General features: G+C 38.5%; 13 protein-coding genes. 8 read left to right on the plus strand and 5 right to left on the minus strand.

Annotation, left to right across the window (positions count from 1 at the left end; genetic code table 11):
• Nucleotides 1-9: 9 nt before the first annotated feature.
• The 3 genes from leuE to RMB03_RS12740 form a co-directional block, all read right to left on the minus strand.
• Nucleotides 10-660: a leucine efflux protein LeuE gene (gene leuE, locus RMB03_RS12730; RefSeq protein ID WP_003652317.1), complete on the minus strand. Its 651-nt coding sequence runs from the start codon at nt 658-660 to the stop codon at nt 10-12.
• Between the two features lie 72 nt (nt 661-732).
• Entirely contained in the window at nt 733-1,722 is a 990-nt protein-coding gene (gene tal / locus RMB03_RS12735) for a transaldolase (RefSeq protein WP_017390025.1), read from the minus strand.
• A 130-nt stretch (nt 1,723-1,852) separates the two neighbouring features.
• Nucleotides 1,853-2,746, minus strand: coding sequence for a LysR family transcriptional regulator (locus RMB03_RS12740; RefSeq protein ID WP_005039849.1), 894 nt, complete (start codon nt 2,744-2,746; stop codon nt 1,853-1,855).
• Nucleotides 2,747-2,835: 89 nt separating this feature from the next.
• Between RMB03_RS12740 and aceI the strand changes: the two genes are divergently transcribed.
• On the plus strand, nt 2,836-3,270 hold the full coding sequence (aceI, locus tag RMB03_RS12745; protein WP_004643197.1) for a chlorhexidine efflux PACE transporter AceI: 435 nt from the start codon (nt 2,836-2,838) through the stop codon (nt 3,268-3,270).
• A 68-nt stretch (nt 3,271-3,338) separates the two neighbouring features.
• On the opposite strand, the gene RMB03_RS12750 is transcribed toward aceI, so the two are convergent.
• Complete coding sequence (locus RMB03_RS12750) at nt 3,339-4,910, minus strand: acetyl-CoA C-acetyltransferase (RefSeq protein ID WP_311076506.1); 1,572 nt, start codon at nt 4,908-4,910, stop codon at nt 3,339-3,341.
• A 235-nt stretch (nt 4,911-5,145) separates the two neighbouring features.
• Between RMB03_RS12750 and RMB03_RS12755 the strand changes: the two genes are divergently transcribed.
• The 3 genes from RMB03_RS12755 (at nt 5,146) to RMB03_RS12765 (ending at nt 8,800) form a co-directional block, all read left to right on the plus strand.
• Nucleotides 5,146-6,537, plus strand: coding sequence for a 3-oxoacyl-ACP reductase (locus RMB03_RS12755; RefSeq protein ID WP_311076508.1), 1,392 nt, complete (start codon nt 5,146-5,148; stop codon nt 6,535-6,537).
• Between the two features lie 77 nt (nt 6,538-6,614).
• Entirely contained in the window at nt 6,615-7,469 is an 855-nt protein-coding gene (locus RMB03_RS12760) for a MaoC/PaaZ C-terminal domain-containing protein (RefSeq protein WP_045430854.1), read from the plus strand.
• Nucleotides 7,470-7,540: 71 nt separating this feature from the next.
• Complete coding sequence (locus RMB03_RS12765) at nt 7,541-8,800, plus strand: serine hydrolase domain-containing protein (RefSeq protein WP_311076511.1); 1,260 nt, start codon at nt 7,541-7,543, stop codon at nt 8,798-8,800.
• A 50-nt stretch (nt 8,801-8,850) separates the two neighbouring features.
• On the opposite strand, the gene RMB03_RS12770 is transcribed toward RMB03_RS12765, so the two are convergent.
• Nucleotides 8,851-9,429 (minus strand): TetR family transcriptional regulator, encoded by a 579-nt coding sequence (locus RMB03_RS12770; RefSeq protein ID WP_132069344.1) that lies wholly within the window; start codon nt 9,427-9,429, stop codon nt 8,851-8,853.
• 125 nt (nt 9,430-9,554) lie between these two features.
• On the opposite strand from RMB03_RS12770, the gene amvA reads away from it, so the two are divergent.
• From amvA to RMB03_RS12790, 4 genes are all read left to right on the plus strand, one after another.
• Entirely contained in the window at nt 9,555-11,033 is a 1,479-nt protein-coding gene (gene amvA / locus RMB03_RS12775) for a multidrug efflux MFS transporter AmvA (protein ID WP_311076514.1), read from the plus strand.
• A 269-nt stretch (nt 11,034-11,302) separates the two neighbouring features.
• Nucleotides 11,303-13,084, plus strand: a complete 1,782-nt coding sequence (gene cpaA, locus RMB03_RS12780) for a metalloendopeptidase CpaA (protein WP_311076516.1) — start codon at nt 11,303-11,305, stop codon at nt 13,082-13,084.
• A 23-nt stretch (nt 13,085-13,107) separates the two neighbouring features.
• Complete coding sequence (gene cpaB, locus RMB03_RS12785; protein WP_311076518.1) at nt 13,108-13,743, plus strand: metalloprotease secretion chaperone CpaB; 636 nt, start codon at nt 13,108-13,110, stop codon at nt 13,741-13,743.
• Between the two features lie 122 nt (nt 13,744-13,865).
• On the plus strand, nt 13,866-15,935 hold the full coding sequence (locus tag RMB03_RS12790; protein ID WP_311076521.1) for a DNA polymerase III subunit gamma/tau: 2,070 nt from the start codon (nt 13,866-13,868) through the stop codon (nt 15,933-15,935).
• The last annotated feature ends 209 nt before the right edge of the window (nt 15,936-16,144 follow it).

The following is a 16,144-nucleotide window of genomic DNA, read 5'->3' on the forward strand; positions in this document are numbered from 1 at the left end:
TGAAGATTATTAGATTGTTGAGGTTGCCAGTTTTAAACCGAATCCGAAAAATAGAATCCCTACTAAAAAAATACTACTTGCTGCAATTTTATGGTTCTGTTTAAAAAATGCTGAAAGTTTAATTCCAGAGAAGATTAATGCAGTTAAATAACTAAAGCTAATCACCTGTAAAATAATCGCTAAAATTAAAAAGCTTAGTGCGGGATAGGCATAGTCGGGTTCAACAAATTGAACAAAGAAAGATAAGAAAAATAAAATCGCTTTCGGGTTGAGTAAGCTAATACTTAATGCTGTTTTATAAGGATGAATTTTATCTAAAGCTGGTAAATCAGCCATTTCAGGTTGTGGTTGATTACGTTGTTTCCAGCGTTGAATACTACCTTGTAAGAGCTTAAAGCCTAGATAAGATAGATAAAGTGCACCTGTTAATTTAAGAATAACAAATACCCATGGGAATGCTTTTAATAAAGAGGCTGCACCTAGTACGGTACAAAGCATTAAAATAAGATCACCGGTAAAAATACCTAACGCACCCATATATCCAGTTTTAATGCCGTAACGTGAAGCAATTGACATCACATAAAGAGAATTGGGCCCCGGCAATAACACAATTAGGAATGTACCAATAATATATGTTGTTAAATCTGTTATGCCGAACACGATAAACCCAATAAAAAACCGATTTTTGCCATGATAACAAAAATCGGTGATTTTGTATGAAAAGTGAAGTTTTTAAGGTTTAATTTCCGCATCAATTCCAAAAGATTGACGTAATAAGAAACTTAATTGGTCACGGGCTTTAATAAAGCCATCAACACCACCTTGTAAAAGTTGGAATGCCATTAAGTCATGATTAAGTTCGTCTTTAAAACTTTGTTCATCTTGAGCGGGTCTAACAATAGCATCTGCTTGCTTTGATTTAGTTGCATCAAGAGCTGCATCAACTGTACGTGTATCTTGCTCGAGCTGGGTAAGTAAGCCCGGAGAGATCGTTAGCAAATCACAACCAGCAAGTCCAAGAACTTGATCGATACTACGGAAGCTCGCACCCATCACTTGAGTTGGAATATTTTGTTGCTTGTAGTAGTTATAGATTTTCTTAACTGACACCACACCTGGGTCTTTTTCGATTGGGTAAGAATCTACACCTTCAGCTTTTTTGTACCAGTCCAAGATACGACCTACAAATGGTGAAATTAAAGTTACTTTTGCATCTGCGCATGCTTGAGCTTGATGTAATCCGAAAAGGAGAGTGAGGTTACAAGCAATACCTTCAGCTTCGAGTACTTTTGCGGCTTGAATACCTTCCCACGTCGACGCAATTTTAATAAGAATACGTGACTGATCAATACCGTAACCTTTGTAAAGTTCACATAATTCATGAGCTTTTTGAATGGTCGCTTCGGTGTTATATGAAAGTGCAGCATCAACTTCAGTCGAAACGCGACCTTCGATCAGTTTTAAAATTTCTACGCCAAATTTTACGGTTAAAATATCAATGGTTCTTTCGATTAACTCATCGTTGCTATAGCCTTCTTCTTTGGCTTGATAATAAGCATCCTCAATGAGTTCTTTACTTTCTGGTTGTTCTGCTGCTGCCGTAATCAATGAAGGATTAGTCGTCGCGTCTAATGGACGAAATTTGCGAATTGCATCAAGGTCGCTACTGTCGGCAACAACGGTCGTTAGTGTTTTTAATTGGTCAAGTGCTGTATGAGTCATTGATATTCAACATCTTCAGTAATAAATCTTATATTTTCTTTATAGCACAAAGTCTATTCATACTGTCGATATATCAATTGTTATATTTCAAAGAAAAACGTTTAGGTTCTGCATCTAAATTGAAATAATTTTAAGGGACCTGTTGTGTTCGTTGCTTACGGATATGTTCAATAAGGAATCTGGCAGCGGCACCAAGCTCACTTTCACGACTCCATACCAAATCTACGTAATATTCAAATCTTGGAGTGAAATCTAATAAATTCAATATTTTAAGCTTGTTTTTAAGTTCAGGGTTTTCTTTAAACATTTCTTGAGGAAGAACACCCCAGCCCAGATCACGTAAAATCATTAAGCAAGCAGAGTGGTGGTTATCTGTACGCCAGTAATGTTTCGAAAAAAGTAATTCGGGTTTTAATGTCTCATCTCGACTTGCCACAACAATTTGTCGTGTTGTGAGGATCTGTTCATAAGAAACCTGATTTTGGCTTGCGAGTGGATGACTATTTGAAATAACTGGAATTAAAGCCTCAGGCTTGAGTTCTACAAACTGTTCTCGGTTATCTAGATGCTCACGTTCAAACATGAGTGCAAGTTGGGCAGAGCCATCTAACAACATTTGTAACGCATCTTCTTGGGGAGCAGAAACAATATTAATTTGTAGGTCAGGGAAACGACCCTCTAAAAGGCAAATATAATCGGTCCAGTTGGTGTGTAAGAGTTCAGATACAATCACAATGGTTAAGTTAGCTTCTAAACCTGTGCTTAACGCATGGGCATGTTGTTTCCATTGATTCATCTCAATCAAAAGTTGAGAAGTCTTTTCATATAACACCCGTGCTTCGTCCGTAGGGACGGGCTCACGACCTTTACGATCAAATAAGGTTAAGTCCAAATCAATTTCTAAGTTGGCAATAGACATGCTTACAGCCGAAGGAACTTTTCCAAGTTTACGTGCTGCTGCTGAAAAGGAACCAGTTTCTATAACGGCCTGAAACATGAGTAATTGTTCTTGATTAATATTCATCTGTCAAAAAAACTGAAAGAACCTGATTGGATTAATCAATATTATAAAAATAAAATGCACATTATCCAAGTATTATTGAGTATTTAAAAATGTTGATTTCCAAGAGAAGGATCATTCATGCAATCAGTTATGAAGGAATTTTATTGGTCATCATTGCGATTGCATTAAGTTTTATTTTTGATATGCCTATGGACGTAACCGGAACACTCGGTGTGTTTATGGCAGTGGTTTCAGTTTTCTGGAATATGATTTTTAACCACTACTTTGAAAAAGTAGAGCATAAATATAATTGGGAAAGAACAATCCCTGTAAGGATTTTGCATGCGGTTGGTTTTGAAGGCGGTTTGCTGATTGCAACAGTGCCAATGATTGCTTATATGCTACAAATGAATGTCATTGATGCGCTTATTTTAGATATTGGTTTAACCTTATGTATTTTGGTGTATACCTTCATTTTCCAATGGTGTTATGACCATATCGAAGATAAGTTTTTCCCTGAAGCAAAAGCTGCCTCACTGCACTAAATTTATAAATCCTAAAATGAAATAAGCACCCAAATGGGTGCTTATTTCATTTTAGTTAGATGTAGAAATTATTTCTCTACAATTGCAACTACACCTTCACCGCCAGCAGTACAGATAGAGATTAATGCGCGGCCTGAACCTTTTTGATTAATCAATTTAGCAGCAGTTGCTAAGATACGACCACCAGTTGCAGCAAATGGATGGCCTGCACCTAAAGATGAGCCATTTACGTTAAGTTTAGAGCGGTCAATTGAACCTAAAGGTGCATCTAAGCCAAGACGTTCTTTACAGAATTTTTCATCTTCCCAAGCTTTCAATGTAGACAACACTTGAGATGCAAATGCTTCATGAATTTCGTAGAAATCGAAATCTTGAAGTTTAAGGTTTGCACGCTTAAGCATACGAGGTACTGCATAAGCAGGAGCCATCAATAAGCCTTCTTTAGGACCATTTTTACCAATGAAGTCCACAGCAGCGGTTTCAGAGAAAGAAAGGTAAGCTAAAACTTCATGACCGTTTTCTTTTGCCCATTCTTCAGAAGCAAGCAATACAACAGATGCACCATCAGTCAACGGAGTTGAGTTACCCGCTGTCATTGTTGCAGTTTCGCCTTTACCGAAAACAGGCTTTAATTTAGCAAGTTTTTCAACTGTGCTGTCTGCACGTAAGTTGTTGTCACGGTTAAGACCTAAGAATGGAGTAATTAAGTCATCAAAGAAACCGCGCTCATAAGCAGCAGCAAGTTTTTGATGGCTGCTTGCAGCGAGTTCGTCTTGAGCTTCGCGAGTAATACCCCATTCCAATGCAGTAATTGCTTGGTGTTCACCCATTGAAAGGCCAGTACGTGGTTCACCATTGCTTGGCGCATCAAGAAGCTTTTTAAAATCAATTTTTGTTAATGCTTTAAGACGGTCTTTACCAGTTTTAGCAACATTGAGCTCAAGCAAAACTTTACGTAAACCATCACCAACAGCGATTGGGGCATCAGAAGTGGTGTCTACACCGCCTGCAATACCTACATCAATTTGACCAAGTGCAATTTTGTTAGCAACAACAAAAGCAGCTTGTAAGCCTGTACCACAAGCAATTTGAATGTCGTAAGCAGGAGTTTCAGGAGCAAGATCAGTGCTCAATACAACTTCACGAGTCATATTAAAGTCACGGCTGTGTTTTAAAACAGCACCAGCAACGACTTCACCAATACGCTTACCTTGTAAGTTAAAGCGCTCAACCAAACCATTCAATGCTGCTGTCAGCATGTCAGAATTCGATGCTTTAAAATAAGCAGTATTTGAACGTGCAAATGGAATGCGGTTGCCACCAATAATTGCAACGCGGCGAACAGTGTTTTGGCTCATGGTTTTATCCTGTTGAACAGAAGTTTTGGTTTTTGTTGCTTTTGGTGCTGCAGCTACATTATTAGAAGATGTAGATGGGGATGCAGAAACAGCGCTCTTATTACGAGGGCTTCGTGCAGGTGCAGTCGTTGAACGAGTACGTGTCGTTTTTGGTGTATTAGTTGCTGCTTTAGGAGTAGTGCTGTTACGCTTAGCCGTGTTAGAAGCCGGCTTTGATGTATTTGACACTTTTTCCTCAGCAGAATTCTCGACTGCTGGATTTTCTTGAGTTGTCTTGCTCATAAGGCTTTTCCAAGCATATTAACGATATTCTTATAAGCTACATTAACACAATTCAAATAGACCTGTATTGACTAGAATGACATTGTAGATAGCATTCAGGTCAAGACATCCAAAGATGAACTCAAGTATGATTTGGAGTAACTCTAATGAACGACTGATTTCATATTGTTGCTATTCATCTCATAACATAATGAAGCCTGTCGTAGAAAATTCATTTCTTTGAGAGATAATAATCATGACTGATCAATACCAAGCATTTACACAATCTCCTATTGGTAAATTCGTTGTTAAAAATTTGGGTTTACCATCACCAGTTGCATTAGAGCGTTTTGAAAGTGCTCAGCTAGTAGTGAATGGTGCAGTATTGGTTGGCGCAGCGCCGTCAAGTGTATTGTCTGGTGCGATTGCACAAGTACTTAGCAATATTCATGCTGACAGCTATGTAGGCAATAATGTTGCATTACAGCAAGAAGCTGCAAAAGTTGGTTTAAATTTACGCCCATTCAATGCAGGCGACAAAGAATCAAAATTCAAAGCAGTAGTATTTGATGCTTCTGGTATACAAAACTCAGAACAGTTAAATGAGCTTTATAAATTCTTTAACCCGATTGCACGTCAAGTTGCGACTTCTGGTCGAGTTATTGTGATTGGTACAACACCTGAAACTGCAAAAACTGTAAAACAGGCGATTGCTCAGCGCGCTCTTGAAGGTTTTATCAAATCTGTAGGTAAAGAATTTAAAAAGGGTATTACTGCACAAGTTGTCTATGTAGATGAAGGTGCTGCTGCAAACCTTGAATCAACTTTACGCTTCTTGCTTTCTCCGCGTTCAGCTTATGTATCTGGTCAAGTTGTTCGTATTTCTAAAGCAGATGTCGTTGATGTTGATTGGGCAAAACCGCTTGCTGGTAAAACTGCGTTAGTAACAGGTGCAAGCCGTGGTATTGGTGAGGCAATTGCACATGTATTGGCGCGTGATGGCGCTCATGTCATTTGTCTAGATGTACCTCAGCAGCAAGCTGATCTTGACCGTGTAGCTGCGGACATTGGCGGTTCTACATTGGCAATTGATATTACAGCTGCTGATGCAGGTGAAAAAATTAAAGCTGCTGCGGCAAAGCAAGGCGGTTTAGATATTATCGTTCATAACGCGGGTATTACTCGTGACAAGACTTTGGCAAACATGAAGCCTGAGCTTTGGGACTTGGTAATTAACATTAACTTGTCTGCTGCTGAACGTGTAAATGACTACTTGTTAGAAAACGATGGTCTAAATGCAAATGGCCGTATTGTTTGCGTATCATCAATTAGTGGTATTGCAGGTAACCTTGGTCAAACGAACTATGCTGCATCTAAAGCAGGTGTGATTGGTTTAGTTAAATTTACTGCACCTATTCTAAAAAATGGGATTACCATTAACGCAGTAGCTCCTGGTTTTATTGAGACACAAATGACTGCTGCGATTCCATTTGCAATTCGTGAAGCTGGTCGTCGTATGAACTCAATGCAACAAGGCGGTTTACCTGTTGATGTAGCAGAAACGATTGCATGGTTTGCATCAACTGCTTCTACAGGTGTAAATGGCAACGTGGTACGTGTGTGTGGCCAAAGCTTGTTAGGCGCTTAAGCACTCTGAGCTAAAGATAAGGGGTGCTTGGGCATCCCTTTTTTATTCAAGAATCTATAAATTATAAAAGGTTAGGTATGAATACTCGTCATTTTAGCCAGCTACCAAAAGCGGCATTGGCTTATCCAAAAGTTGTGCAAGGTTTAATCTTTAAAAAGCCTAAAGGGCCAAAAATCTTGCCGCAAGTTGAATATGTGGTTGATAGTCTTGAGATTGATCAAAGTCATCTCAAAGCTTACAACGAAGTATGTGGCTTTAAAAATAATGGCTTTGTACCTGCGATTTATTTGGCTGTGTTGTCGCAAAGTTTGCAAATGCACATGATGACGGCAGAAGCATTCCCATTTCCGATTTTAGGCTTAGTCCATATTCGTAACCAGATTAAACAGACTAGACCGATTGGTGTGACTGAAAAATTAACTCTGTCATGTAAATTTGGGGAACTAAAACCGCATGATAAAGGTGTTCAGTTTGACTTTATTACCACGGCTAAAGTTGGCAATGAAGTAGTTATGGAAGGCTTAACGACTTATTTATCTCGTCAAAAAGTTGAGAAAAGAGTCGGCGAGAAAGCTAAAGAAGAGCAGGTCCCAGCTTATGTGCCAAAGGCAGAGTGGGATATTTTAGAAAACACAGGTCGCCGTTATGCGAAAGTATCTGGTGATTTTAACTTAATTCATATTCATGCCATTACTGCGAAAGCATTTGGCTTTAAGCAAGCAATTGCACATGGCATGTGGAGCAAAGCTAAAGCACTAGCGAACCTTGAATTACCAAATGCCTATGAAGCAGATGTGTGGTTTAAGCTGCCAATGTTCTTACCTTCAAAAGTTGAGTTCTTAACTGCCAATGCAGATAAAAAGACTGATTTCTTGATTCGTAATACGAAATCACAAAAACCGCATGTTGCAGGAACTGTAAAAGCATTATAAAAATATCAGCAGCCTGAACAGATGTTTGGGCTGCTTTTGAGCAAAATAACAAAAAATGCAAGGAACTTCATGTGATTAAAGAGATTTTACTGGCCGATACCCAAAACTATCACGGTATTTTAGATGAACGTTTTATTGATTTAGCTCACCAGTTTAGCCGTCTTCAAGACGCTAGAACGGGACAAGGTGGAGCTGCCTTAGCGGTTTATTTTAGAGGTCAGAAAGTTGTCGATATTTACACCGGTCTAAAATCACAAACTGAAGCTTGGCAACCAGATACCTTGGCAGTTTGCTACTCTACAGGTAAAGGTATACTTGCGACTTTAGCTCACATTTTAGTAAGTGAGGGTTTTTTAGAATACGACAAACCGATTTCGACTTATTGGCCTGAGTTTGCTCAAAATGGTAAAGAGCAAATGACATTGCGTCATGTGCTGAGCCATCAAAGCGGCATGTTTGATATTCGAAATACCATCGAAAGTGCGAGAGAAATGCTCGACTGGTCACACATGTTAGATGTGGTTGCGGCGACTAAGCCAAGATTTGTCGCGGGAGAGGGGAATGCTTATCAAGCTTTAACATTTGGTTGGCTTGTGGGCGGCGTGCTTGAAAAAGCAACTGGTCAATCTTTACATCAGCTCATGCAAAAATATCTTGTTGAACCGTTGCAGTTAGATGGCGCTTATTTTGGAACGCTTGCAAGTGAGTTAGATCGTGTAGCACGTCTAATTATTCAACCGAAACCAGAAAAACCAGCATCTACTCAAGTTGAAAAAGTAAAAAAGCCGCAGCCGCGCAAAAGTTCACTCTCTGAAAAAATGATTACGTGGACTGGACAAGACCCGCAAGATTTTCAGGATGCTATGATTCCAAAAGGAATGAAGCATTTTAGTTTCTTTAGTGATGAAGGGTTGCAAGCCGTTATTCCGGCAGCAAATGGGACATTTACTGCAAGTAGCCTTGCCAAAATTTATGCGATGCTAGCAAATCACGGTGAATGGGATGCACAGCAACTGATTCGTCCAGAAATATTTAAAGAATTGAGTACCATCCAAAGTTATGCACGTGATCGTGTTATGCCAATTCCAATGAATTGGCGTTTAGGTTATCACCGTATTATTACCATGGGTAAGCGTGCTAAAAATGGCTTTGGTCATATTGGCTACAATGGTTCAGGAGCATGGTGTGATCCTGAACGTGATCTTAGCTTTGCTTATACACATAACTTTCAGATTGGTTCAATAACGGGCGATTATCGTTTGTGGGGCCTGACTCAAGAAGCCTTACGTTGTACCGACCAAATTTTAAAAGGCCGAAAAGGTTGGTTCTAAATTCTGTACTTTCAAAAATGCTGGTATTTGAATAAATGCCAGCTCTGCATTTATAATAATTCTAAGCGAATAATCACTTCTGTATGGCGTTTAAAATCTTCTTCAGCCAGTCCTTGTAATCCAAGTTTATAAATACCTTCTAGACCGCATACAAAAGCAATCAAACGCCAAGCAATGTCTGTTGAGTTAGACAGAGTTTTAAACTCACCGTCTTTTTTGCCACTTTCAATCGCTTGAACAATCGTTTGATGCCAACTTTGCATGGCCAAGTTATAAGCTTTTTGTATTTCTATATCTTGTTCAATCAAGAGTTCAGCTTCGTTCCATAATCGTAAGTAGGGTTGAAGTCTGTCTATGTTTTCCGCGCCTAACAAGATAAAGAGCCTTTGAAATTGGCTAGTTGTTTGTAGAGCTTGTTCAATTTCATCCAGCTGTTCCATAAGCTTTAAAAAAGCTTCAGCTTTTAAGTGAGATGCCGATGAAAAGTGATGATGAACTTGTCCAGTAGAGGTTTGGGCTTCACTTGCGATTCTACGTACCGTCATGGCTGTAAAACCTTCAGCCAAAGCAACTTGCATGGCAGCTTGCAGAATCATTTCTCTGCGTTGATCACGATTAAGATAGGCCATGTTTATTTTACCTGACTGAATTCGAGACAAACTACATTAAAAATTAAAGTTGGACAAGTGTCCAATTGTGTATATAATAACCGTGATTTGAACACATGTCCAAGTTTTGGATATCGAAGAGCGTTATGCAAAAGAAATGGTTAATTCTGACGATTATCGTCCTTATTTATTTGCCGGTTACAATTGATGCAACAGTTATGCATGTTGCAACACCATCTTTAAGTACAGCATTGAATTTAACTGCCAATCAGCTTTTATGGATCATTGATATTTATTCACTGATTATGGCGGGTTTGATTTTGCCGATGGGTGCACTCGGAGACCGTATTGGCTTTAAAAAATTACTATTTATAGGAACTGCAATTTTTGGAGTCGGTTCACTGGCAGCTGCTTTTTCACCAACAGCCTATGCTTTAATTGCTTCCCGTGCTCTTTTAGGGCTAGGGGCAGCCATGCTTATTCCTGCAACTTTATCGGGAATTCGAAATGCTTTTACCGAAGAAAAGCAAAGGAATTTTGCACTTGGCCTTTGGTCTACAGTAGGGGGCGGTGGTGCCGCTTTTGGTCCATTAGTTGGCGGTTTTTTACTAGAGCATTTCCATTGGGGAGCAGTATTCCTCATCAATATCCCAATTATTTTGGTTGTTCTGGTCATGATTGTCATGATCATTCCTAAGCAGGAAGAGAAAACCGACCAGCCAATTAATTTAGGCCAAGCTTTAGTGTTGGTTGTGGCGATTTTAAGTCTGATCTATTCGATCAAATCGGCCATGTACAACTTCTCAGTACTTACAGTCATCATGTTTGTGGTTGGGGTAAGTGCTTTAATTCACTTCATTCGTAGCCAAAAAAGAAGTACAACTCCAATGATTGATTTGGAGTTATTTAAACATCCAGTCATTTCTACCAGTATTGTTATGGCCGTCGTTTCCATGATTGCTTTGGTTGGCTTTGAATTACTCTTGTCTCAAGAATTGCAGTTTGTGCATGGCTTTTCTCCATTACAGGCAGCCATGTTTATTATTCCATTTATGATTGCAATTAGTTTAGGTGGTCCATTAGCAGGAATCTGTTTAAATAAATGGGGACTTAGACTTGTATCTACTGTTGGGATTTTAATAAGTGGCTTTAGTCTATGGGGACTTGCCCAACTTAACTTTTCGACCGATCATTTTTTAGCATGGACGTGTATGGTCTTTTTAGGTTTTAGCATTGAGATTGCTTTACTGGCTTCAACAGCAGCCATTATGTCTTCTGTACCACCAAACAAAGCGAGTGCAGCAGGTGCGATTGAAGGTATGGCCTATGAGTTGGGTGCTGGTTTAGGTGTCGCTATTTTTGGTCTAATGTTGTCTTGGTTTTATAGTCGCTCAATTATTTTGCCAGAGGAACTCCCGACGAACTTAATTGAAAAAGCGAGTATTTCGATTGGTGAAACCATGCAGTTGGCTTCTAACCTTGAAAGTCCTTTGGGAGGACAATTAATTGCAGTTGCGCAGCAAGCTTTTAGCTATGCACATAGTTGGGTACTTACAATCTCAGCCATTTGTTTCTTCCTTTTAACTGTATTTGTCTGGTTTAGTTTTCCAAAGAAAGTGAATTAGAGGCCTAAAATAAAGGATAAAAAGAGAGATTTTTCTTTCTTTTTATCCTTAAATATCGTTTTAATATTTTTCTCATATTGAAATCTTTTAGTTATTTAATTCTCATAAAAAAATTATTATTTAATAAGTTTCATATTTTTATTTCAAAATGATTCAGTGATCATGTAATTGAAATTTAATAAAAAATTAATTGATCGAAAATTGACTATAAAAAAATGGTTTGTTAATCTGCTATTCGAAAAATCTAAAAACAAATAAAAGAGGCTGCTGTGAATTTAAAATTAAAAACATCATTCATTATCGGAGCAATTGTTGCATCTTCACTTGTATATGCCGCAACTGTACTTTCACCCAATCAGAATAATAATAGTGGATCAATTCCATCTGGTTATTCAGATTTAGAATTTTCTTTAGCAAATGGGAATTGGGTCAAAAATCTCTCTTTACCAGCAAGTGCCAATAATTTAGACAAAATTACAATTCGCTCTAGTGCGGCTTATAGTAGTTATTTAGATACTTCTAATACGAATATTCCGTTAGAAGTGTTGAAGATAAATAGCGGGGATGTTTACCAATTCATCTTTAATACCGCTCAAAATAAATGGATTGCTCAGTTGGCGACAGTGAGTCCTACGAATGGTGCTAACTATGAGGTTGTACCGTTAACAACTGCATCCATACAAAAAGTACTCATTCAAAATGACAAATGGGCACAAACCATTGCATTACCGAGTGATGTACGTGATGGAACAACTGTACAAGTTGTTTCTACAGCAAGTGCAAGCTCGGATATTGATAAAACAAATTTACTATTCCCGAGCAGTTTCTCATTAAAAAATGGATCTGAATATTGGTTTAAATATTATTCGGCTTTAGGGAAATGGGTGCCAGAATATATTAAACCGCAGAAGTTAAATGTTCAGCAAATTGGAACATCTTTAGCAGTTGTAAATAGTCCACTTACAGAAGTTTCATTTGGGGATGGGAACTGGGTATCCAATTTCACTCTACCAGCGACTGCAAATGATCGGGATAGAATTGTTATTAAATCTACGGCGACTTGGTCTGCAAAAATTAATAATACCAATATTAATAGCCAAGCGACTTTAACGCTAAAAACAGGCGATCAATATGAGTTTATGTATGTCAGTGATAAAGGATATTGGCAGCTGATCTCTTCACCAACGAAGGTGATTGATTCATCGGCAACAATTCCTGCAATTTTACCGAATATGACTCAACCCGCTTTAAAGGTAAAACTTTCTACCTCAAATTGGCAGCCAACCTTGCAACTACCAGTTAAAGCTCAAGTCGGGGATAAGGTGGCTATTGCGTCAAATGCATCGGCTGATACCTATATTAATGCTGCCAATGGTTTGTCTACAGCAATTAAAAATGGTGAAAATCGCCGTTTTATTTACACTGCTCAAGGCTGGTCAGTAGATAGCTATACAATTGATATGTTGTTGGTTTCTAGTCCAGAAGTAAATTCAATTTTAGGTGAAAGTGCTGCAAAACTTAGAATGATTGAAGGTGTCAATTTAACGAATTTAACTGCTGAAAATTCGAATGCACGTTTTTATTTAAGAGATGTGGGCTATTTAACTTATAAAATACCTGCTGCAACTTTAAAAGAAGCGATTTCTTTTGGACGTGATGACACGACCGTACAAAATGAGCGTAAACGCGTATTGGCTGATGGCGTCTATTATCAAGGCAATGAACCAGGCGATGGTGGTTGTGGCTGGGCATGGATTAATGCATCTTCATATAACATGATTGGTGCAAATGATATTGCAGGTTGTTCTTTTGCTGCGATGCGTCATGAGGTGGGGCATAATATTGGTCTATACCATAATGGTTCAACCAATATTGGTTCAGGCTTTGCTCATCCTTTAGGAAGTACTGCGATGGGTGGTAATAATATTAATTTTTACTCTAGCCCATACTTATACAACCCTAAATATGGTGTCCGTTTGGGTGAGGACGGAAAAATTGATGCGGTGAGTGTCATTAACCTAAATGCACAGAAAATTTCTCTATATAACTAATCTCTATTTTTTAGCTGTAAATAATGAAAAAAAATAAATTGTTAATAGGAACTGCTATCGCTTGTTTAGCGCTAGCAGTTCTCATCTGGCTCGCATTTTCACAGCAAAGTTCTTCTGCTTTAACGTCATCTGCAGATAGCCTGAAAAGTGAAGTTAGCTTAAAGCGAGTTGAAGGTCAGAATGGTCTTGCTCGTCAAAATACAATGAATCTGAGTCCGTCAGAGAAAGAAAGATTATCTAAGCAACAAATTGTTTTTAATGAGATAGAAAAGGATCAGCTGCCTTCTAATGTTAATTTTCCATTAATTAAAAATGGACAAGGTATGGTGATTAAGTATGATCCAAACGTGATTGAACTGAAAAAAGTGGGTGATACGGTTAAGTTTCAAATGTTGGAATATGGAATTAACCGCACAGGAAAAATTGAAGAGATTGAACCTGTTGATCAAGATATTGTTCGGTGGACTGGGAAATTTGATCAGGGAGATCCAAATCAGAATTTCTTTACCATCACCCAAAGTCAAAAAGACCACTATACGATCATGCAAATTTTTACCGAGAAAGGAAATTATTCGGCTGAAATTAAAGATGGGGTTGGACTAGTACAAACGATGGATGACGGAGTCACTGATCAGGAGTTACATCATGATCACCCTTAGTCAAATAAATGGTTCCGATGAGAAAAGAGTATAGTTCGCAGTTTATCTGTACGGATATGAGCTTTATGCGTTCACTCTCTTTTAAAAACAAAGTATGCTTATGCCTGTAACAAGGAGCATACATGTATCAAGTACTTGCTAGAAAATACCGTCCACGTAATTTCAATGAGTTAGTGGGGCAAAACCATGTTTCTCGTGCATTAAGCAGTGCATTGGAACGCGGTCGTCTACACCATGCTTATTTATTTACAGGAACGCGTGGTGTGGGGAAGACCACAATTGCACGTATTTTAGCCAAGTGTTTAAACTGTGAAACAGGTGTGACCTCTACACCATGTGAAGTCTGTGCAACTTGTAAAGCGGTAAACGAAGGCCGTTTTATTGACCTGATTGAAATTGATGCTGCTTCAAGAACAAAAGTAGAAGATACGCGTGAACTTTTAGACAACGTTCCATATGCGCCAACGCAAGGTCGTTTTAAAGTTTATCTGATTGACGAAGTACATATGTTATCTACGCATTCCTTTAATGCGTTATTAAAAACATTAGAAGAACCACCAGAACACGTTAAATTTTTATTTGCAACGACTGATCCACAAAAGCTGCCAATTACGGTAATTTCACGTTGTTTGCAATTTACATTGCGCCCTTTAGCTGTCGATGAAATTACAAAGCATCTTGGCACTATTCTTGAAAAAGAACAGATTGTTTCTGACCAAGATGCAATTTGGCAAATTGCCGAGTCTGCTCAAGGTTCATTGCGTGATGCATTATCTTTAACAGATCAGGCAATTGCCTATGGTCAGGGTGCTGTACAGCATCAAGATGTTAAAGAAATGCTCGGTCTAATTGACCGCACCATTATTTATGATTTGATTTTAGCGATTCATCAGAACCAACGTGAAAAAGTTAGTCAGCTTTTATTACAATTTAGACATCAAGCGCTCGATGTTTCACTTGTACTTGATCAGTTGATTTCGACATTGCATGAATTGGCAATTTTGCAATATCTGCCTGATTTGAGTTTGAAATATAGCGATGAAATCAATCGCAAAATCATGCAACTGTCCAAGCTGATTTCTGCTCAAGATTTACAGCTTTATTACCAGATTGCATGTAAAGGACGATCTGACCTACAACTTGCCGTGACGCAAGAACAAGGTTTTGAAATGTGCGTTTTACGCTTATTAGCGTTCCGTCCTCTAACGCCAAATGAAATTGTAGTGTCAGAGCCAGTTCAACAAAATCAGCAAGTTGTAGTGAATCATCAAGTTCAGCAAACAGCTGAAGATATTGCTCCTGTAAGTGCTGTGCAGCCAGTTGAAGTTATTAGCCAACCCGCTATGGTTGAACCTGAACCTGAACCTGAACCTGAACCTGAACCTGAACCTGAACCTGAACCTCAGTCTAATCAGGACTTAATGGTATTTGACCCAAATCATCATGAGTTAATCGGATTTGAGTCAGCGTCTGTTCAAGAGACAAGTAATGTTCTGGAGGAAGATTTCATTCCGCTACCAGAACAAAAGTCAGTACAAGTTCAGGCTGAAACCATCGCTAAAAATATTGAACCTGAACCAGCTTTTACTGCTGAGCCTATAGGTTTATTTGAAGCACCTAGCGCTGATTTTCCACTTGCCCAAGATATGCCTATTGCTAATGATTTAGCCTTAGAATCTGTTGTCGAGCAACCGTTACTGGTGGAAACCCCAGAGGCGATTGAGAAGATTGAAGTTGTAAAAGAAGTTAGTGCAACTGATAACGGGCAGCTTATGCCTCAAGACATTTTGAAGCTAACCATGCAAACCTTAGAAGGTGAGTGGACACTAGCAAAATGGGAATATTGGTTTAGAACTAGTCAACTGTCTCCAGCCGTTCAAGAGCTTGCTCAGCATGGCGTGATGACAGGTCAAATTGGTGGCAATACAGTTTTCCATATTCCTCAAGAATATGAAAATATGTTGACTCAATTACAACAAGGTCTTATTGATGCATTAAATGAGCAATGGCCTGATACTCAATTTACAGTTGAATATGGTGCTGTAAATACGGCTACACCATATATCATTCAAAGTGCGCGTAAAGAAAAAGCCTTTCAAAGAGCAGCTGAGTTATTACAACAACAGCCAGTCATTAAAAGCCTCATAGAGACCTTTGATGGCGAATTACAAAATATTCAATTAAAGCCTTAACTTTTTAGCCCTGTGATGAGCATGGAAATTATACAATTCCATGCTTTTTCACGGGATTGAAACATTCAGGTCACGTCACTGTCATTGTACTTTTCTATGTTAGCCATTTTAGATTTTAAATGGATTGTACATAGACATGAAAAGGCAATACGCAGGAATAACTTCTTTTAAATATTCATATTTTTTATTGATCAGCGCACTTTTGCTGA

The sequence above is a fragment of the Acinetobacter sp. V91_7 genome (assembly GCF_031799075.1).
Lineage (GTDB): Bacteria > Pseudomonadota > Gammaproteobacteria > Pseudomonadales > Moraxellaceae > Acinetobacter > Acinetobacter calcoaceticus.

Bases quoted from the DNA above. Each gene is read 5' to 3' on its own strand.
- tal (WP_017390025.1), bottom strand. From the start codon at position 1,722: ATGACTCATACAGCACTTGACCAATTAAAAACACTAACGACCGTTGTT.
- RMB03_RS12740 (WP_005039849.1), bottom strand. From the start codon at position 2,746: ATGAATATTAATCAAGAACAATTACTCATGTTTCAGGCCGTTATAGAA.
- aceI (WP_004643197.1), top strand. From the start codon at position 2,836: ATGTTGATTTCCAAGAGAAGGATCATTCATGCAATCAGTTATGAAGGA.
- RMB03_RS12750 (WP_311076506.1), bottom strand. From the start codon at position 4,910: ATGAGCAAGACAACTCAAGAAAATCCAGCAGTCGAGAATTCTGCTGAG.
- RMB03_RS12755 (WP_311076508.1), top strand. From the start codon at position 5,146: ATGACTGATCAATACCAAGCATTTACACAATCTCCTATTGGTAAATTC.
- RMB03_RS12760 (WP_045430854.1), top strand. From the start codon at position 6,615: ATGAATACTCGTCATTTTAGCCAGCTACCAAAAGCGGCATTGGCTTAT.
- RMB03_RS12770 (WP_132069344.1), bottom strand. From the start codon at position 9,429: ATGGCCTATCTTAATCGTGATCAACGCAGAGAAATGATTCTGCAAGCT.
- amvA (WP_311076514.1), top strand. From the start codon at position 9,555: ATGCAAAAGAAATGGTTAATTCTGACGATTATCGTCCTTATTTATTTG.
- cpaB (WP_311076518.1), top strand. From the start codon at position 13,108: ATGAAAAAAAATAAATTGTTAATAGGAACTGCTATCGCTTGTTTAGCG.
- RMB03_RS12790 (WP_311076521.1), top strand. From the start codon at position 13,866: ATGTATCAAGTACTTGCTAGAAAATACCGTCCACGTAATTTCAATGAG.